The organism is Novosphingobium sp. MD-1, from assembly GCF_001014975.1.
Lineage (GTDB): Bacteria > Pseudomonadota > Alphaproteobacteria > Sphingomonadales > Sphingomonadaceae > Novosphingobium.
This window is the reverse complement of record NZ_BBXA01000033.1, coordinates 309,934-327,825: the sequence shown is the minus strand read 5'-3', so window position 1 is coordinate 327,825 and position 17,892 is coordinate 309,934. Positions and strand designations below refer to the sequence as shown.

14 protein-coding genes are annotated in these 17,892 nt (G+C 68.4%); 9 read left to right on the top strand and 5 right to left on the bottom strand.

The genetic code is table 11. The features are described 5' to 3' along the window. Window positions 1–44: 44 nt before the first annotated feature. The 5 genes from NMD1_RS19175 to NMD1_RS19160 form a co-directional block, all read right to left on the bottom strand. Complete coding sequence (locus tag NMD1_RS19175; RefSeq protein ID WP_125956557.1) at window positions 45–3,266, bottom strand: error-prone DNA polymerase; 3,222 nt, start codon at window positions 3,264–3,266, stop codon at window positions 45–47. Further along, on the bottom strand, window positions 3,263–4,669 hold the full coding sequence (locus NMD1_RS19170; RefSeq protein ID WP_375600811.1) for a DNA polymerase Y family protein: 1,407 nt from the start codon (window positions 4,667–4,669) through the stop codon (window positions 3,263–3,265). The genes NMD1_RS19175 and NMD1_RS19170 overlap by 4 nt, the downstream gene beginning before the upstream one ends. A gap of 40 nt (window positions 4,670–4,709) precedes the next feature. Beyond that, window positions 4,710–5,555 (bottom strand): ImuA family protein, encoded by an 846-nt coding sequence (locus NMD1_RS21610; protein ID WP_233497827.1) that lies wholly within the window; start codon window positions 5,553–5,555, stop codon window positions 4,710–4,712. Window positions 5,556–5,639: 84 nt separating this feature from the next. Then, entirely contained in the window at window positions 5,640–6,881 is a 1,242-nt protein-coding gene (locus NMD1_RS19165; RefSeq protein WP_125956552.1) for a DUF4010 domain-containing protein, read from the bottom strand. A gap of 7 nt (window positions 6,882–6,888) precedes the next feature. Next, the gene (locus tag NMD1_RS19160) at window positions 6,889–7,581 is read right to left on the bottom strand and encodes a VIT family protein (RefSeq protein WP_199558176.1); all 693 of its coding nucleotides are present in this window, start codon (window positions 7,579–7,581) and stop codon (window positions 6,889–6,891) included. Window positions 7,582–7,759: 178 nt separating this feature from the next. Between NMD1_RS19160 and dgcN the strand changes: the two genes are divergently transcribed. The 9 genes from dgcN (at window position 7,760) to NMD1_RS19110 (ending at window position 17,880) form a co-directional block, all read left to right on the top strand. Next, the gene (gene dgcN, locus NMD1_RS19155; RefSeq protein WP_125956550.1) at window positions 7,760–8,770 is read left to right on the top strand and encodes an N-acetyltransferase DgcN; all 1,011 of its coding nucleotides are present in this window, start codon (window positions 7,760–7,762) and stop codon (window positions 8,768–8,770) included. Next, window positions 8,755–9,747: an N-acetyl-D-Glu racemase DgcA gene (dgcA, locus tag NMD1_RS19150; RefSeq protein WP_125956548.1), complete on the top strand. Its 993-nt coding sequence runs from the start codon at window positions 8,755–8,757 to the stop codon at window positions 9,745–9,747. Before dgcN ends, dgcA begins: the two co-directional genes overlap by 16 nt. A 309-nt stretch (window positions 9,748–10,056) precedes the next feature. Then, window positions 10,057–10,941: a LysR family transcriptional regulator gene (locus NMD1_RS19140; protein WP_125956545.1), complete on the top strand. Its 885-nt coding sequence runs from the start codon at window positions 10,057–10,059 to the stop codon at window positions 10,939–10,941. A gap of 116 nt (window positions 10,942–11,057) precedes the next feature. After that, on the top strand, window positions 11,058–12,176 hold the full coding sequence (locus NMD1_RS19135; protein WP_125956543.1) for an acyl-CoA dehydrogenase family protein: 1,119 nt from the start codon (window positions 11,058–11,060) through the stop codon (window positions 12,174–12,176). Beyond that, window positions 12,173–13,378 carry an acyl-CoA dehydrogenase family protein gene (locus NMD1_RS19130; RefSeq protein WP_125956541.1) on the top strand — a complete coding sequence of 402 codons (1,206 nt, stop codon included), beginning with the start codon at window positions 12,173–12,175 and terminating at the stop codon, window positions 13,376–13,378. Before NMD1_RS19135 ends, NMD1_RS19130 begins: the two co-directional genes overlap by 4 nt. 16 nt (window positions 13,379–13,394) lie before the next feature. Next, the gene (locus tag NMD1_RS19125) at window positions 13,395–14,552 is read left to right on the top strand and encodes an acyl-CoA dehydrogenase family protein (protein WP_125956539.1); all 1,158 of its coding nucleotides are present in this window, start codon (window positions 13,395–13,397) and stop codon (window positions 14,550–14,552) included. Window positions 14,553–14,574: 22 nt separating this feature from the next. Continuing rightward, window positions 14,575–15,555 carry a nitronate monooxygenase family protein gene (locus tag NMD1_RS19120; RefSeq protein ID WP_124808474.1) on the top strand — a complete coding sequence of 327 codons (981 nt, stop codon included), beginning with the start codon at window positions 14,575–14,577 and terminating at the stop codon, window positions 15,553–15,555. A gap of 123 nt (window positions 15,556–15,678) precedes the next feature. After that, window positions 15,679–16,881 (top strand): glycosyltransferase family 4 protein, encoded by a 1,203-nt coding sequence (locus tag NMD1_RS19115; protein ID WP_233497858.1) that lies wholly within the window; start codon window positions 15,679–15,681, stop codon window positions 16,879–16,881. A gap of 72 nt (window positions 16,882–16,953) precedes the next feature. Further along, the gene (locus NMD1_RS19110; RefSeq protein ID WP_125956534.1) at window positions 16,954–17,880 is read left to right on the top strand and encodes a CmcJ/NvfI family oxidoreductase; all 927 of its coding nucleotides are present in this window, start codon (window positions 16,954–16,956) and stop codon (window positions 17,878–17,880) included. Window positions 17,881–17,892 lie beyond the last annotated feature (12 nt).

The following is a 17,892-nucleotide window of genomic DNA, read 5'->3' as shown; positions in this document are numbered from 1 at the left end:
CCGGTCGGTCTAGCTTGGAGGCGCGGCGGAAGAAAAGCGCCCTTTCAATGAAAATCACGCGAACGCGGCAGAATGCGGACATTGCGCGGGTGCCGGCGGGCGGCGCCGGGCGGATTGGGCATGGTGGGCCGGATGGCCTCGTCGGCGCGGGAAGGCGGGCCAAGCACGGCCTGCGTTTCGGACAGATGGGCGAGCATGGCGGTCACGTCGGTCACCCGGCTGGCCATCAGATGCACGACGCCTTCCTTGCTGCGCTGGATTTCGCCCGCGATCACCATCAGCCGCGCGGCCATGACGGCGCGGCGCTGCTTCTCGAAATCGCGCGCCCACAGCAGCGCGTTGACGATTCCCGTCTCGTCCTCAAGCGTGATGAACACCGCGTTGCCCTTGCCCGGCCGCTGGCGGACCAGCACCGCGCCGGCGCAGCGCACGCGCGCGCCGTCCTTCGCGGCGTTGACATCGGCGCAGGAAAGCACGCCCCGCCGGGCAAAGCGCGCGCGCAGGAACTGCATGGGGTGGCCTTTCAGCGACAGGCGGTGCGTCTGGTAATCGGCCGCCACTTCTTCCGAAAGCGGCAGCGCGGGCAGGGCGGGGTCGCGTTCGCGGCCCAGTTCGGGCGCGTCCATCGCGGCAAACAGTGGCAGCTGCACCGGCGGCATCCGGCGCACTTCCCACCCCGCCTCGCGCCGGCCATGGCCCAGCGAACCGAGCGCATCGGCATCGGCCAGCAGATGCAGCGCGCGGGGCGGCAGATCGGCGCGGTGGGCCAGCGTCTCGATCGAGACGAAGGGCGCGTCGCCGCGCACGCGGGCGATTGCTTCTGCCCAGTCCTGCCGGAAACCGTCGATCTGGCGCAGGCCCAGCCGCAGCACCCGCGCGCCTTCCAGCGTATTGTCCCACGCGCTCGCACCCACGTCGATCGGATGGACGGTGACGCCGTGTTCTCGCGCATCGCGCACGATCTGCGCGGGGGCATAGAAGCCCATCGGCTGGCTGTTGAGCAGCGCGCAGGCGAAGACCGCCGGATAGTGGCATTTCAGCCAGGCGGAGACATAGGCGAGCGAGGCGAAGGCCTGCGCGTGGCTTTCGGGAAAGCCATAGTCGCCGAAGCCCTTGATCTGTTCGAAGCAGCGTTCGGCGAAATCGCGTTCGTAGCCGCGCCTGACCATGCCTTCGACCAGCTTCTCCTCGTAGTTGTGGATCGTGCCGTTGCGGCGGAACGTGGCCATGGCGCGGCGTAGGCCGTCGGCTTCGGCCGGGGAGAACCCGGCGGCGACGATAGCGAGCTTCATCGCCTGTTCCTGGAACAGCGGCACGCCCAGCGTCTTGCCCAGCACGTCGCGCAACTCGCCTGGCGGGCCGGGGAAGACGACGGCCTCCTCGCCGTTGCGCCGCCGCAGATAGGGATGGACCATGCCGCCCTGGATCGGACCCGGCCGCACGATGGCGACCTGGATGACAAGGTCATAGAGGGTGGCCGGTCTCATCCGGGGCAGCATGGCGATCTGCGCGCGGCTTTCGACCTGGAAAGTGCCGATGCTGTCTCCCTTCTGGAGCATGGCATAGGTTGCCCCATCGTCCTGCGGCACGGTATCCAGCCGGTGATCGCCCAGCTGCCACTGGCGCATCAGGTCGAAGCTCTTGCGGATGCAGGTGAGCATGCCGAGCGCGAGGACATCGACCTTCATGATCTGCAGTTCGTCGATGTCGTCCTTGTCCCATTCGATGAAGGTGCGATCCGGCATCGCCGCATTGTGGATCGGCACCAGTTCGTCGAGCCGGCCCTGGGTCAGCACGAAACCGCCGACGTGCTGCGACAGGTGGCGCGGGAACTGGAGGATCTGGCCGACCAGATCGCGCAGGCGGGCGAGTTCGGGATTGGCGGCATCGAAGCCGGCTTCGCCCAGCCGCGCCTCGGGCAGTTCCTCGCCGCCCCAGCTTCCCCAGATTGTGCCCGAGAGCCGCGCGGTCACATCCTCGGTCAGCCCCAGCGCCTTGCCGACCTCGCGGATCGCGCTGCGCTGGCGATAGTGGATCACCGTGGCGGCGATGCCGGCGCGCTCGCGGCCGTAGCGTTCGTAGATGTACTGGATCACTTCCTCGCGCCGCTCGTGCTCGAAATCGACGTCGATGTCGGGCGGTTCGTTGCGGTTCTCGGACAGGAAGCGCGAGAACAGCAGCTTTTCTTGCACCGGATCGATCGGCGTCACGCCCAGCAGATAGCAGACCAGCGAATTGGCCGCGCTGCCGCGCCCCTGGCACAGGATCGGCGGATCGAGGCTGCGCGCATGGCGCACCACGTCATGCACGGTCAGGAAGTAATAGGCATAGGTGCGCTCGCGGATCAGGCGGAATTCCTCGTCCAGCGTCCGGCGGTAAGCCTCGGGCAGGCCATCGGGGAATTTCCGCATGGCCGCTTCGTGGACCAGATGTTCCAGCCAGGCCTGCGGTTCCCAGCCTTGGGGAACGGGTTCGTGCGGGTATTCGTAGCGCAAGTCGTTCAGCGTGAAGGCGATGCAACCGAACAGGTCGCGCGTCGCCGCCAGCGCTTGCGGACAAGCCTGGAACAGACGGGCCATTTCCGCCGGGGGCTTCAGATGCCGTTCGCCGTTGGCGGCCAGCAGGCGTCCGGCGGTTTGCAAGGTCCGCCCCTCGCGGATGCAGGTCAGCACGTCGTGCAGTGGCCGCGTGTCCGCCGTGGCGTAAAGCGCATCGTTGCTGGCGATCGGTGGAACGCCGGTTTGCGTGGCCAGCGCCAGCCGCCGCGCCAGCAGCCGCGCGTCGCGCCCGGCGCGCGGCATGGTGACCGCCAGCCACAGATGCGGGGTGGCTTGGCGCAGCGTGCGCAGCAGCGCGGCATCGCCGTCCATCGCGATCAGCGCCATATCCTCGCAATGGTCCACAAGATCGGCCAGGGTCAGGTGGCACGATCCCTTTTCGGCGCGGCGGTTGCCGACCGTCAGCAGGCGGGTCAGCCGGCCCCAGCCGTGCCGTGTCGTGGGATAGGCGACCACGTCGGGCGTGCCATCGGCAAAGACCAGCCGCGCACCGACGATCAGGCGAAAGCCGCCGCCCGGCCCGCCGACCTGCTTCCACGCGCGATGGGCGCGGACCACGCCGGCTACGGTATTGCGGTCGGCGATGCCGATGCCGGCCATGCCGAGCGCGTGCGCCTGCCCCACCATGGCTTCGGCCGATGAGGCGCCGCGCAGGAAGCTGAAATTGCTGGCCGCGACCGGTTCGACGAAAAAGGACGGCACGGTCATGCGAACAGGCCGTGCAGGAACCAGCGCGGATCGCTTTTTTCGTCGAACAGGCCGTGGCGAAACATCCAGTAGCGCCGGCCTTCGCTATCCTCGATCCGGTAATAATCGCGGGTGAGGCCGCCCAGCTTGCCGAGGTGCCCATCCTGCCGCCGCCACCATTCGGGCGCGATCCGTTCTGGGCCTTCCGCCAGCCGCACCTCGTGGACCTTGCGCCGCCAGCGGAAGCGCTGCGGCGGTCCGTCCGGCACGCCGGCGATCACGGCGACCGGCTGGGGCGGATCGAACAGGGTGAGGGGGCGGAGCGCCACGTCCCTTCCTGAAGCGAGGGGCCATGTCGAAACCGGGGCCGATACCGTGTTCTCGATGGCGGGACGCAGGCGTTGCGCGGCTTCGGGAATATGCGTGTCGGCGGGATGCAGGCGCGTGACCCGGTCCGCGCCCAGCCGCACGCTGAGCCGGTCGATCAGGGCATCGAGCGTATCATCGGCCGCTGCGCGCCCGCCTTCCAGCGCATCCTGCCGGGGGGCAAGCGGTTCCACGCGGGGGACATCGAGCAGGATCGCGTCGAAGCCGAAACCGGGATCGAGCGGATCGGCCAGCGTATCGATGCGTTCGCGCATCAGGCGCAGCACCGTGGCGGGATCGCGCACCGGGTTGCCGGTATCGATCGCGAGTTGCCGTCGCGCGCCGTCGCTGCGCTCCAGCGTGACCGCGAACCGGCGCCCGCCCGCGTGCCGCTGCTCCATCTGCTGCGCCGCCTGCCGCAGCAGGTCCTCGATCACCTCCAGCGCATCGTCGGTGCGGATCAGCGGCTCGGCGAAGCGGGCCTCGGCCCGGACCGGGACGGGGGGCAGGCGCGGGGCGACGGGGCTGGCCGTTTCGCCCAACAGCTGCCGCAGACGCATGACCGCGCTTTCGCCGAAGCGCGCCGCCAGCCCCGCCTGTGGCCGTCGGGCCAGATCGCCGATCGTGCGCAGCCCCGCGCGGCGCAGCGCGGTCAGGGCATCATCGGGCAGGTCGAGCGCGCTGACGGGCAGGGCGTGGATGTCGCCCCGGTTCCCGTCCGCGCCATGCCGGGCCAGCGCGCGCGCGGCCATGGCGTTGCCGGCGAAAGCGTGGCGGGTGGTGGCCCGCGTGGCGGCAAGGACGCGGCGGGCGAGCGCTTCCTCTCCGCCGAACAGGTGCGCGCAGCCGGTCACGTCGAGGATCAGCCCGTCGGGCGGATCGGGCGTGACGACCGGGGTGAAGCGCAGCATGGCCCGGGCCAGGTGATCCAGCGCCTGCCGCTCGGCGGCGGGATCGCACGGCAGCGTCGCCAGCGCGGGGCAGCGCGCCCGTGCGTCCGCCAGCATCATCCCGGCGGAAAGACCGGCCTTGCGGGCATGGCTGTCCACCTGCGCCAGGCGCAGGGCGTTGCCCGTGCGCATGACCAGCGCGAACGGCTCAGGCGGCGCGGGGAGGGACGAAGCCGCCGCTTCCCGCGCCCGCTCGCACGCCAGGTACGGGAACCACAGTGCCAGACAGCGCCGGTCCGTGATGGAGGGCGCGCTCCGCTTCCCGGAAGGTTCCATGATCCGCATTCCATTCCAGCCGCCAGCGCAGGCCGCCCATGCCGCCGCGCTGGCGCAACAGTTCCGCTTCGATGGCCGGCCAGCCCGGCGCGTTCGCTTCCAGCGCCGTGGAAGGCGCGCTGATGATGGCCCAGCGGGTGCGGGCCGCGCTGGGGCGGGGCGGAGCATCGCCGCGCAGCACGATCACTCCCTTGCCATCCTGTTCCGCCGCCAGCGCCAGGCGCCGGCTGGTGGTGAGGTCGTAGCGCGCCAGCCGGCCCTGCGTTTGCAGCAGGACCGTGCCGACGCCAGGGCAGCGGGCCGCTTCCAGCCCCGCACGCAGCAGGTCCAGCTCGCTGGCCGTCCGCACGATTACCAACTGCTCTGGCGCAAGGCCCAGGGCCGCTAGCCCTTCCGCGCAAGGCAGGACGGGAAAAGCCGCGGGGCCGGGGCCGCCGATCAGGAAGATCGCCTGCCCGTGCCTGCTCGCCCCCTGCCTGCCCGCCCCCTGCCTGCCCGCCCCGTGCCTGCCTACCTCATGCCTGTCTTGTTCGCTGTCCCGGCGGATCGTGGAAAACAGGGCGAAGGCCATGGCCGCCGCCCAGTCTTCCGGCGCGGCGTGGATTTCATGCAGCCCACCCGCATCGAGCGGCGGCATCCGTGCGGAAACCCGTTCCCTTGCATCGGGCCGCAGGGACAGGGGCAGGGGCCGGCCCAGTGGAAAGACGTTGCCAGTCATACTCCGAATCACATAATTGTTCTCTTTATGTTCCAACTTTGAGGGGGATTTGTCCATCGCCGATGATGGAGTGGGGACGAACGTCTAAAGCAGCGCCCAGAAGGCCAGCGCCGCACCCGATGCCACCAGCGAAGTGGCGAGCGGCAAGGCGGCGCGCACGCCGCCGGCACGCCAGCCGATTACCGCGGTCATGCCGGCCTTGACCGCGGTATTGGCCAGGATCGGGGCGGAAAGGACAAGACCGGCGGTGCGCCCGTCCAGCGCGTCGGCGGGAAGGTTGGCGAGCGTCAGCACGGCCGCGTCCACGTCGGACACGCCGATCAGTCCCAACACCACCGCGATGCCGCTGCTGCCGAAGCGGGACAGCGCCCAACGCGCCGCCAGCGACAGCACGGCGACCAGCCCCGCCAGCAGCAGAGCGGGGGTAAAGCTGAGCGGATTGCCCAGCGTTACTTCCCCGGTTCGCGTTTCCTGTCCGCGCCAGGCGATCAGCGCCAGCAGCCCGGCAACGAGCGTGGCGGGCGCCATGGCTACCGCAAGCGAGGGTAGGGCACGCGGCACGAGAGCCAGCACCAGCAGTTGCACGCGCACGAACATGACGATGGAAGCCAGCGCGATTCCGGCGGTCAGGGCCCCGCGCGCTTCGGGTTCGGAACGCAAACGGCGCGCATATTCCGCCGTCACCGCCGTCGACGAGACGATGGCCCCGGTCAGCGCGACGAACAGGATGCCGCGATTGGTCCCGTAGCGCCGCGTCACGACATAACCCGCGAACGACAGGCCGGTCACGAAGACCACGACCAGCCAGATACGGCGCGGGTTCCACGCCTGGTAGGGGCCATAGGCGGCATCCGGAAGCAAGGGCAGCACGACCAGCGCGACCAGTACGAAGCGGGCGGCCGCCTCCACCTCCTCGGCGTTCAGGCCCCTGAGCAGCGCATGCATCGATTGCCGGCCACTTAGGATCGCGAACATTGCCGCCGCCGCGCCGAGCGCCACGGTCGGCGAAATACGCACCGCGACCAGCCCAACGCCGAATGTCAGCATCGCCGCGATCGTCGTCGTGGCGGACAGCCGGTTTTCGCGCATGGTGCGGACATAGCCGACGACAAGGACCGCCAGCGTGCCGAGGCCGATGACCGCAGCCAGGCCATCGCCCAGCAATCCCGCGATGCCGCCCAGCAGACCGATAAGCCCGAACGTGCGGAACCCCGCGACCCGGTTGCCTTCGCCTTCTGCGCGCTGGCTGAAGCCGCGTTCGATCCCCACCAGCAGCCCGGCGGCAACCGCGGCAAGCAGGCCAATGAGGGAAGACGCCGCCGCCATCAACGGGTCAGACGCTCGCGCCCACCAGTCGGCCGATCCCGGCGGTAATGGCCATGGCCAGCGCCCCCCAGAACACCACGCGCAAGACCGGCCGCGCCGGGCTGGCCCCGCCCGCCCGCGCACCGATCCAGCCGAGCAGGGCGAGGAACAGGATCGACCCCACCGCTTCGCCCGCCACGGTCACGCCTGCGGGCAGAACCGCAGCAAGGATAACCGGCAGCAGCGCTCCGGCGGTGAAGGTCGCCGCAGAGGTGAAGGCAGCCGTGACCGGGCGCGCGGTCGTCAGTTCGGTGATGTGCAGTTCGTCGCGGGCATGGGCGCCCAGGGCATCGCGCGCCATCATCTGCGCGGCGACGCTGCGCGCCAGATCGGGTTCCACCCCGCGTTCGACATAGAAGCCGGCCAGTTCATCGAGTTCGGCTTCGGGCTGGGTCGCCAGTTCCTGCCGTTCGCGATCCAGGTCGGCGCGTTCGGTGTCGGACTGGGAACTGACAGAAACATATTCGCCAGCGGCCATCGACATCGCCCCGGCGACCAGCCCGGCGATTCCCGAAACCAGCAGCGAGGAGCGTGAAGCGCCCGATGCCGCCACGCCAATGATCAGGCTGGCGGTGGAGACGATGCCGTCGTTGGCGCCCAGCACGGCCGCGCGCAGCCAGCCGATCCGGGCGACGAGATGGCTTTCGCGATGATGTGGCATCAGGGGACGGCGCAAGGCGGTTCCTTTCCTTTGGTCGCGACGGTCTTACACCGCCATGAAGGGGCGTGCCACGTCGCATACGTCCTATAACTCCAGGTTATAGAGGGTGCCCCTCTTTGGGCTTGGCGATGGCGCCACAACCCGCGAAACCGGCGGCGCAGCGAAGCGAGGAAACAGCATGATACCCGGCCCCTATCTGGTCTATCTTGGCGCGGTTACCGATCCGCTGGCCGCCAAGACGGCGCGTGGCATCGCGTTCTGGCGTCCCGGCATGGCGATTGCCGAAATGGCCGAACCGGGCTGCCCGGTCACGGTGGGCCTGCCCCGGATGAGCCTTGCCGAAGCCGTGGCAGCCGGCGCGCGGACGGCGGTGCTGGGCTATGCCAATGCCGGCGGGGTGATGGACGCGGGAACGGTGGCCTTCTGCCTGGAAGCCCTGCGCGCCGGGCTGCATGTCGCTTCGGGCCTGCACGCGCGCCTTGCTGGCAATCCGGCGATACGGGCCGCGGCGGAAACCGCCGGGCTTTCGCTGTTCGACGTGCGCGAACCGCCCGCTTCGCTGCCGCTCGGCACCGGGCGCAAGCGGGCGGGGAACCGGCTGCTGACGGTGGGCACCGACTGTGCGGTCGGCAAGATGTATTCCACGCTGGCGATCGAGCGCGAACTGCGCGGTCGGGGTGTTGCGGCCGATTTCCGCGCCACGGGGCAGACCGGCATCCTGATCGCCGGATCGGGCGTGCCGATCGATGCGGTGATCGCCGACTTCATCGCCGGGGCCGCCGAATGGCTTTCGCCCGAACGCCACGATGGCGGCTGGGACCTTATCGAGGGGCAGGGGTCGCTGTTCCATCCCTCCTATGCCGGCGTTTCGCTGGGCCTGCTGCACGGCGCGCAGGCGAGGGCGCTGGTGCTGTGCCACGAGGCCGGGCGCGAGACGATCCGCCATGCTGGGGACTATCCGGTGCCGGTGCTGGTCGAATGCCTGGCGCGCAACCTGGAAGCCGCGCGCCTGACCAGCCCGGATGTGATCGCGGTGGGCGTCGCGGTCAACACGTCGGCGCTGCCAGCGCAGGAAGCGCAGGCATACTGCCGGCGCGTGGAGGATGAACTGGGTCTTCCGTGCCAGGACCCGGTGGCGATGGGTGTGGATCGGATCGTGGATTGGCTGCTGGCATGTTGCGCAGCGTAGATATTCGCGTCGAATGCTGGCCCTTGCGCGCGCCGTTCCGGATAGCGCGGGGCACGCGCACGGACATCGCGGTGGTGGTCGTCACGATCGGCGAAGGGAGCGTGGCCGGGCCGGGCGTTGTCGGGCGGGGCGAGGGCACGCCGTCCGCCCGCTACGGCGAGACGCCGGAATCCGTGCGTATGCAGATTGAAGCCGCGATACCGGCGCTGCAGGCCGGTTGCGACCGCGCGGCGCTGCGCACGCTGATGCCGCCCGGCAGCGCGCGCAATGCGATCGATGCCGCGCTGTGGGATCTGGAGGCACGCCATGCCCGAAACACCGCGCCCGTACTGCCGCCTCTCACCAGCGCGCAAACCGTCTCGATCGACCGGCCCGAAGCGATGGCGCGGGCGGCGCACAAGCTGGCGCGGGCGCGGCTGGTCAAGGTCAAGGTCGATGCCGCCGATCCGGAAACCTGCCTGCGCGCGGTGCGGTGCAGCCTGCCGGACACGACGCTGATCGTCGATGCCAACGAAGCCTGGACGATGCCGCTGCTGGTGGCGATGCAGCCGGTGCTGGCGGAACTGGGCATTGCGCTACTGGAACAGCCGTTGCCGGCCGGGCAGGATGGCGCGTTGGCAGGCTTCACGGCGCAGGTGCCGATCTGTGCCGACGAATCCTGCCACGTCGCTGCCGATATCCCTCGGTTGCGCGGGCTTTACCGGTTCGTGAACATCAAGCTCGACAAGACTGGCGGACTGACCGAGGCGCTGGCGCTGTACGACGCGGCGCGGGCCGCAGGCTTGGGCGTGATGGTCGGCTGCATGCTGGCGACCTCGCTCGGCATAGCGCCGGCGCTGCGGATCGCCGCACGTGCCGATTTCGTCGATGTCGATGGCCCGTGGTGGCTGCTCGAGGACCGGTCGGGCGGGTTGCGCGTGCTGGACGATGGTGTTGTCGTACCGCCGCAGCCGGGTTTCTGGGGCGGTGTTGTCTAGGGTCAGGACCCATTACTGGCGCGGTCGAGGCGTCCAAATGGCGAACATATCGGGCCGAAAGGCGCGCCGCGAAGGCTGGTTGCCTTTGCAAGCGCCTTTCGGTTCGAGATGGAAGCCATTTGGACGTCCCGCAGGGATTTGACCAAAATGGCCCAGCGCTGCGTCGGAGCGGCTTGAAATATCGACATATTCCTGCGCCCCTCCTCCTTGCGCCGGGCCATTTTGCCTCAAACCTCGACCGCGCCAGTAATGGGTCCTGACCCTGAGGATCGGGCTTGCCAGGCGCGGACGTGCCCATAAGGTCGCCGCATGATCAGCCTGCGGCATATCGAAGTGTTCCACGCCGTCTATCAGACCGGCTCGCTCAGTGGCGCGGCGCGATTGCTGGGCGTGTCGCAGCCATCGGTGGGCAAGGTTCTGCGCCACGCCGAAACGCGGCTGGGCTTCGCGCTGTTCCGCGTGGTCAAGGGGCGGCTGGTGCCGACCGACGAGGCGCACGAACTGTTCTCGGATGCCAGCGCGGTGCGGCACAGCGTCGACATGCTGCGCGAATCCGCGCGCAACCTGCGCCGGATCGAGCAAGGCCGGCTGCGCGTGGCGATGATCCATTCGCTGGGGCTGGAGGTGGTTCCCGATGCGGTGGCCGCGTTCGCCGCGCGGCATCCTGGCGTTTCGATCGATTTGCGGACGCTGCACAGCGAGGAGCTGGTCGAGGCGCTGCAGGCCCGCACCAGCGATATCGTGATCGGCTATGACGCGCCGCGCCATCCCCGGCTGGCGCCCGTCATGCTCGGGACCGGCCAGATCGTGTTGTTGTTCCGCCGGCGGGATATTCCCGATCCTCCGGAGCGGATCGCGCTGGAGGACGTCCGCCACCTGCGCGTGATCGAACTGCTCAACGACGGCACCATCGGCAGGTTGCTGAGCCGTCGGCAGCCCACCGCGGATGACGGCGCCCCGGTGATCCAGACGAAGACCTATTTCGTGGCGGCGGCCCTGGTCGAACGCGGGCTGGGCGTGGCGATCATGGACGAATTCACCGCCCGGGCCTGCGCCAGCGAAGCCATGGATTATCGCCCGTTGAACGAAGCGATGCGCTTTGATGTGATTGCCGCGCATCTCGAAGACCGGCCGCTTTCCACCGTTTCGCACCATTTCCTCGAATGTGTCCGGGGCGCCTTGGCCACGCGGTGAGGGCACCTTTGCCCTTGCCTGATGCCTGTTCCTGTGTAGTTTAACTGATCGATTAAAAGAGGGTGGCGGCGCGCGCTGGATCTTGGCCGAACGCCGCGGGAAAAGGGGTGCGTGAAATGTCGATCCTTCTTGACGAGGGACAGCAGGCGATTGCGACGGAGTGCCGGCGCGTTCTGGAGGCGCGGTCGGACAAGGGGCGCTTGCTGGGCTTGCTGGAGCAGGTGGGCGCTTGCGACGCGGTGTTCCGGGATACGGCGGTGGAGCAGGGCTGGACGGCGCTGGCGATCGCGGAGGAGCATGGCGGGCTTGGTCTGGGCCTGATCGAGCTGGGGCTGGTGGCGCAGGCGACAGGCGGGGTAATCGCGGGCGCGCCGTTCCTGACGGTGGGCTATGGCGCGGCGCGGGTGCTGGCCGAGGCTGGATCGGCCGAGGTGCAGGCAGCATGGCTCCCCCGGCTGGCGAGTGGCGAGGCGACGGCGACGGTGGCCTTCGCGGAAGGCAATGCGCCGCTGCCGCTACGCCCGACCACGGTCTTCGCGGCCGGTCGGCTGACGGGCGTCAAGGAAGGTGTGGTGGCCGGGCTTGCCGCGGACATCGCGGTGGTCTGGGCCATGAACGAGGGTGAGCCGGCGCTGGTGCTCGTCGAACTCTCAGGTGCCACGCGCAATCCGGTGGATGGCTTCGACAACAGCCGCCTCTATGCCGACCTCGCCTTTGCCGAGGCGCCGGCCACGCTGCTGGCGCGGGGCGAGGCGGCGCGCGCTCTGGCGCTTGACGTGCTGGCGCGGATGGCGGTGGTGACGGCGCACGAGCAGACCGGCGGGGCTGAGGCTCTGCTGACGATCGCGCGCGATTATGCCGTGACGCGCAAGGCCTTCGGCCAGCCGATCGGCGCGTTCCAGTCGGTCAAGCACCGCATCGCCGAGCTGTACGGGCTGGTCGAGATCGCGAGGGCCAACTGCATCCACGCGGCGGCGCTGGCGGATGCTGCTGACGGGACGCCCAATGGGACAGCCAACTTCCTCATCGCGGCGGCGGATGCGCGGATTTCCGCGACCGAGGCCTATGACACCGCCGCGCGCGATTGCGTGCAGATCCACGGCGGGATCGGCGTGACCTGGGAGCAGGGGCTGCACCTGCACATGCGCCGCGCGCGCAGCCTGGCGATCGAGCAGGGCAACCTGCTGTTCTGGGAAGACCTGCTGGTCGATCACCTGACGGGAGAAGCGGCATGAGCGATTACGAAGCCTTCCGCGCCCGCGCGCGCACGTGGCTGCAATCGGTGGCGGGCGAGTTCGGGCGCGAGGCCCGGCGCGGGCTGGACGTGGAGCAGGATCTGGCGCTGGGCCGGCGCTATCTGGCCGCGCGGTTCGACGCGGGCTTTGCCGGGATCAACTGGCCCACGGAGATGGGCGGGCAGGGTCTGACCCACATCGAGAAAGTGATCTTCGATACCGAGGAGATGGGCTTCGGGATGCCCACGGCCTACTTCGGCATTTCGCTGGGGATGCCGGTGCCGATCCTGATGCGCTTCTGCGAGGACAAGGCCTTCGTCAAGGAACGGGTGCTCAAGGCGCTGCGCGGTGAGGAAATCTGGTGCCAGCTGTTCTCCGAACCGGCGGGCGGATCGGATCTGGCTGGCCTGCGCACCCGCGCCGAAGTGGACGGCAACGGCTGGAAGCTCAACGGGCAGAAGGTGTGGACCAGCTGGGCGCAGTATTGCGACTATGGCGTGATCGTGGCGCGGACCGATCCCACTGTGCCCAAGCACAAGGGGCTGACCTATTACTGGGTGGACATGAAGGCGCCCGGCGTCGATGTCCGTCCGATCAAGCTGGCGGGCGGGGACAGCCACGTCAACGAGGTGTTCTTCGACGACGTGCGGCTGGAGGATAGCCAGCGGATGAGCCCGGTGGGCGGCGGCTTCGCGGTGGCGATGGCGACGCTGATGATCGAGCGCTACGTGGCGACCGACAGCGGCGGCTTCGGCCCGCATCTTGACCTGTTCGTGGATCTGGCGCGGGACGTGGAAGTCAACGGCCGCCCGGCGATCGCGGACGGCCGCATCCGGTCGCAGATCGCGCGCAACCACGCGATGCGCGCGGGGCTGGAATCGATCACCACGCGCGCGATGCTGATGATGCAGGCGGGGATGGAACCGGGGCCGGAAGGCTCGCTGAACAAGCTGGTGGCGGTGCGCAGCCGGCAGAAGCTGTCGGAACTGGCGATCGACCTGCAGGGCAACGCTGGCCTCGCGTTCGATCCGCATGCCTCGCAGAAGGAGAACTGGACGGCGAGCTGGCTCAACGCCCCTACCGGGCGGATCGCCGGTGGCGCGGACGAGATGCTGCTCAACACCATCGCCGAACGCATCCTGGGCCTGCCGCAGGACCATCGCCCGGACAAGGGCGTGCCGTTCAACCAGATTCCCGCGTAAGGACGATGGCGCAAGCATGACCGAAAACGAGGACATGGCGGAAATCCGCCGCGCGGTGCAGGCGCTGTGCGCGGATTTTCCGGGCGAATACTGGCGGGACAAGGACCGCGACCGCGCCTATCCGGCGGAGTTCGTGGACGCGCTGACGCGGTCCGGGTTCCTGGCGGCGCTGATCCCGCCGGAATACGGCGGTTCGGGCCTGAAGCTCGATGCGGCCGCGGTGATCATGGAGGAAATCCAGGCATCGGGCTGCAACGGGGCGTCCGCCCACGCGCAGATGTACATCATGAATACCCTGCTGCGCTATGGCAGCGCGGAACAGAAGCAGCGCTACCTGCCCGGCATCGCCAGCGGGGAATTGCGGTTGCAGGCGTTCGGCGTCTCGGAACCGACCAGCGGCACGGACACGCTCTCGCTGCGCACGGTGGCGGTGCGGGATGGCGATCACTACGTGGTCAACGGCCAGAAGATCTGGACCAGCCGCGCCGAATATTCGGACCTCATGCTGCTGCTGGCCCGGACCACGCCGCGCGATGCGGTGGCCAAGCGGACCGAAGGGCTTTCGATCTTCCTGGTCGACATGCGCGAAGCGGTGGGCAAGGGCATGACGATCAAGCCGATCCGCACGATGATGAACCATTCGACGACCGAGGTGTTCTTCGACGACATGCGCATCCCGGCCTCGGCGCTGATCGGAGAGGAAGGGCAGGGCTTCCGCTACATCCTTTCGGGGATGAACGCCGAACGCATCCTGATCGCCTCGGAATGCGTTGGCGATGCCAAGTGGTTCATCGCGCGCGCCAGCGACTACGCCCGGGAGCGCAAGGTCTTCGGCCGGGCGATCGGGCAGAACCAGGGCATCCAGTTCCCGATCGCGCGCGCCTATGCCCAGATGCGCGCGGCCGAGCTGATGGTCCACCATGCGGCGCAGGTCTACGACAGCGGCGGCAATCCAGGCGCGGAGGCGAACATGGCCAAGCTGCTGGCAAGCGAGGCAAGCTGGGCGGCCGCCGACATGTGCGTGCAGACCTTCGGCGGCTTCGGCTTTGCCGAGGAATACGACGTCGAACGCAAGTTCCGCGAGGCGCGGCTCTATACCGTGGCGCCGATCAGCACCAACCTGATCCTCAGCTATCTTGCCGAGCATGTGCTGGGGCTGCCGCGCAGCTACTGACGAACACGGGAGAGGACGAACAATGGCTTTCAAGACGCGCATTACCGAGATGCTGGGGATCGAGCATCCCATCGTGCAGGGCGGGATGATGAACGTGGGCTATGCCGAACTGGCGAGCGCGGTCTCGAACGCGGGCGGGCTTGGCATCATCACCGCGCTGACCCAGCCGACGCCGGACAAGCTGCGCGAGGAGATCGAGCGGACCCGGGCGATGACGGACAAGCCGTTCGGCGTGAACATGACGATCTTCCCGACGGTCAATTCGCCCGACTACAAGGCCTATGCGCAGGCGATCATCGATGGCGGCGTGAAGATCGTGGAAACGGCGGGCACGCAGGCGGTGCGCGAGATCTGGGAAATGCTCAAGCCGCACGGCGTGACGATCCTGCACAAGTGCACGGCGGTGCGCCACGCGCTTTCGGCGGAGAAGGCGGGGTGCGACATCGTCTCGATCGACGGCTTCGAATGCGCTGGCCACCCCGGCGAGGACGACATCCCCGGCCTGATCCTGATCCCGGCGGCGGCGGACAAGGTGAAGATTCCGCTGCTCGCCTCGGGCGGGTTCGGTGACGGGCGCGGGCTGGTCGCGGCGCTGAGCCTGGGCGCGGAAGGGATCAACATGGGCACGCGGTTCTGCGCGACGCAGGAAGCGCCGATCCACGCCAACGTGAAGCAGGCCTATATCGACAACGACGAACGCGGCAGCTTCCTGATCTTCCGCAACTTCAAGAACACCGCGCGCGTGGGGCGCAGCGCGGTATCGGAAGAAGTGGTGCGGCGCCTGTCGCAGCCCGATGCGGTATTCGAGGATGTGCGCGAACTGGTTTCGGGCGTGGCCGGCAAGGAGCTTCTCCAGACCGGCGACCTGACCAAAGGTGTGTTCTGGGCCGGTATGGTCCAGGGCCTGATCCACGATGTGCCGACCTGCCAGGACCTGATCGACCGCATCATCCACGATGCCGAAAACATCGTCCGCCAAAGGCTCGATCGCTTCCTGGCCTGAGGTTCGGCGCTTGCGGCACTGACGCGCGGCTTGTTGTCCGCTATAACCCCGCCCTGATGCCGCACCGCAACCACGGAGCGGCCACGGGGGAGCGGGCCTTTGTCGGAAATGCCGGTGCCGAAGATGAAGATCCTCTGGGCCAGCGTGTTCAGCCTGCTCGATACGTCGAGCGGCGCGGCGATCGCGATCCGCGAAATGCTGATGCAACTCGTCCATCGGGGGCACGAAGTCGATATTCTGGGGGCCACCGTTTTCGATCACCCGGCGGGCGTCTCGCGCATCGCCGATTCCTGGGACGAGGTGCGCGCACGGGCGGGGCAGTGGGTGAACGTGGACGATGGCCCGCTCCGGCATCGGCTCTACGTGACGGGGGAGACCGCGCGCCCGCTGCTGACATCGCGCGAGGAAGGCGACTGGCACGAGGCGCTGCTGGGCCGTCTGGACGCGTTCGGGCCGGACATCGTGTTCTTCTATGGCGGCCAGACGCTGGAGATGCTGACCGCGATCGACGCGCACCGTGCCGGCGCGGGCGTGGCCGCCTATCTCGGCAATGCGCAATACCACGGCACGCGCTGGTGTCGGGATGTCGATCTGCTGCTGACCGTCAGCGAGGCCAACGCCGCGCTCTACCGCGAGCGCGAAGGCTACGAGGCGCACTCGGTGGGCGTGTTCATCGATCCCGCTGCCGTCGTCGCGCCGGCGCCCCGGCCGGAGCGGGTCCTGTTCGTCAACCCCACCCTGGATAAAGGGGCCGCGGTTGTCTGCCGCATGGCCATGCTGCTGGAACGCCGCCGGCCGGACATCGTCTTCGAGGTGGTGGAGTCGCGGGGCAAATGGGAAGACATCGTCCAGATGGTGACAGCCGCGTTCGGCGAGCCGCGCGACAGTCTGTCGAACGTGGTGGTCACCCCGAACACGGCGGACATGCGGCCCGTCTATGGCCGCGCGCGCTGCCTGCTGATGCCCACGCTGTGGTGGGAAAGCGCGGGCCGGGTGATCGTGGAAGCCATGCTCAACGGCATTCCGGCGATCGTCAGCAACCGAGGCGGGCCGCCGGAAATGCTGGGCGAAGGCGGCTTGCGCATCGCGTTCCCGGAGGCTTGTTACCAGCCGCCTTTCACTGAGCTGCCCAGCGACCGGTTTCTGGAACAGATCATCGAGAAGATTGTCGCGCTTTTCGACGATCCCGGCTTCCACGGGCATTTTTCAGGCCGTGCGCGCCAGCTGGCGGCAACGAAACACGATCTGCGCCACAACACGGATGCCCTGGAGCGGGAATTTGCGGCGCTCGTGGCCCGGGGCCAGGGTATGCGCAAAGGCGCGTAAATTCCTGGACAGGAATTACACATACGTGTAATTCGGTCAGCTAACAATATATGGGAAGGGAAGAGCCGGACGATGGGTAGCACGGTGGAGCCGATCGAGGCCGATGCGATCGAAGCCGGTGCTCGCGCGGCGCCTGCCCTCATCCGCTATCTGGCCGAGGGCGACTATGTAACGCGCCGCTATGTGAGCCGTGGCGCGGAGATCAATACCGGCGATTATGTGGACCACGCGATGGTGGTGCGCGACGGGATGCCGATCCGCGATCACTTCACGCTGGACCGTCACGGTTTCATGATCGGCCGGCATCGCTCCGCCATCACCGATTTCCACGACAAGGCGGCGGTGGACGCGGGCTATCTGCGCGAGGTGGAGCAACTCGTCGCGCGGATGTGCGGGGCAGACCGCGTGGCGGCGCAAGGGTGGATGATCCGCACATCGGCCGATCTCAGCGCGCGGGCCAAGGAGAAGGTCGAGAATTACCAGCACGCCGGCGGCATCCAGCCCCCGGCGGGCGAAGCGCATGTCGACTACAACGAGATTACCGGCCGTCGCGCGGCGGCGCGGATTCACGGCCAGGCGTTCCCCGATGCGCCGCCCTATGCCCGCTACATCTGCTTCTCGCTATGGCGCACGTTTTCGCCGGGGCCGCAGGACTGGCCGCTGGCGGTATGCGACGGGCGCACGGTGCGCGACGAGGAAACCGCCTCCAACACGCTGTTCGTGGTCGATGAATTCCCGACCGGCGATGCGCTGACCGCGCCGGTGGAGGGCGAGGAGGACATGATCGCAGCCACGATCTTCCGCTACCGGCCGCGCCATCGCTGGTGGTATTTCTCCAACATGGCAGCCGATGACGTGCTGCTGTTCAAGTTCCAGGACAGCGACCATTCCGTGACCTGGCGCTGCCCGCACACTGCCTTCCACGATGCCAGCCTGCCCGATGCGCAGACCCGCTCCAGCATCGAGGTGCGCTGCGTGGCCTATTTTGACCGGGCCTAGGCGGCTTGGATA

What these genes read in the sequence shown, in the direction of transcription:
- NMD1_RS19135 (WP_125956543.1), top strand. Translation starts at nt 11,058, where the DNA reads ATGTCGATCCTTCTTGACGAGGGACAGCAGGCGATTGCGACGGAGTGC.
- dgcA (WP_125956548.1), top strand. Translation starts at nt 8,755, where the DNA reads ATGTTGCGCAGCGTAGATATTCGCGTCGAATGCTGGCCCTTGCGCGCG.
- NMD1_RS19125 (WP_125956539.1), top strand. Translation starts at nt 13,395, where the DNA reads ATGACCGAAAACGAGGACATGGCGGAAATCCGCCGCGCGGTGCAGGCG.
- dgcN (WP_125956550.1), top strand. Translation starts at nt 7,760, where the DNA reads ATGATACCCGGCCCCTATCTGGTCTATCTTGGCGCGGTTACCGATCCG.
- NMD1_RS19110 (WP_125956534.1), top strand. Translation starts at nt 16,954, where the DNA reads ATGGGTAGCACGGTGGAGCCGATCGAGGCCGATGCGATCGAAGCCGGT.
- NMD1_RS19115 (WP_233497858.1), top strand. Translation starts at nt 15,679, where the DNA reads ATGAAGATCCTCTGGGCCAGCGTGTTCAGCCTGCTCGATACGTCGAGC.
- NMD1_RS19120 (WP_124808474.1), top strand. Translation starts at nt 14,575, where the DNA reads ATGGCTTTCAAGACGCGCATTACCGAGATGCTGGGGATCGAGCATCCC.
- NMD1_RS19165 (WP_125956552.1), bottom strand. Translation starts at nt 6,881, where the DNA reads ATGGCGGCGGCGTCTTCCCTCATTGGCCTGCTTGCCGCGGTTGCCGCC.
- NMD1_RS21610 (WP_233497827.1), bottom strand. Translation starts at nt 5,555, where the DNA reads ATGACTGGCAACGTCTTTCCACTGGGCCGGCCCCTGCCCCTGTCCCTG.
- NMD1_RS19130 (WP_125956541.1), top strand. Translation starts at nt 12,173, where the DNA reads ATGAGCGATTACGAAGCCTTCCGCGCCCGCGCGCGCACGTGGCTGCAA.
- NMD1_RS19175 (WP_125956557.1), bottom strand. Translation starts at nt 3,266, where the DNA reads ATGACCGTGCCGTCCTTTTTCGTCGAACCGGTCGCGGCCAGCAATTTC.
- NMD1_RS19140 (WP_125956545.1), top strand. Translation starts at nt 10,057, where the DNA reads ATGATCAGCCTGCGGCATATCGAAGTGTTCCACGCCGTCTATCAGACC.
- NMD1_RS19160 (WP_199558176.1), bottom strand. Translation starts at nt 7,581, where the DNA reads ATGCCACATCATCGCGAAAGCCATCTCGTCGCCCGGATCGGCTGGCTG.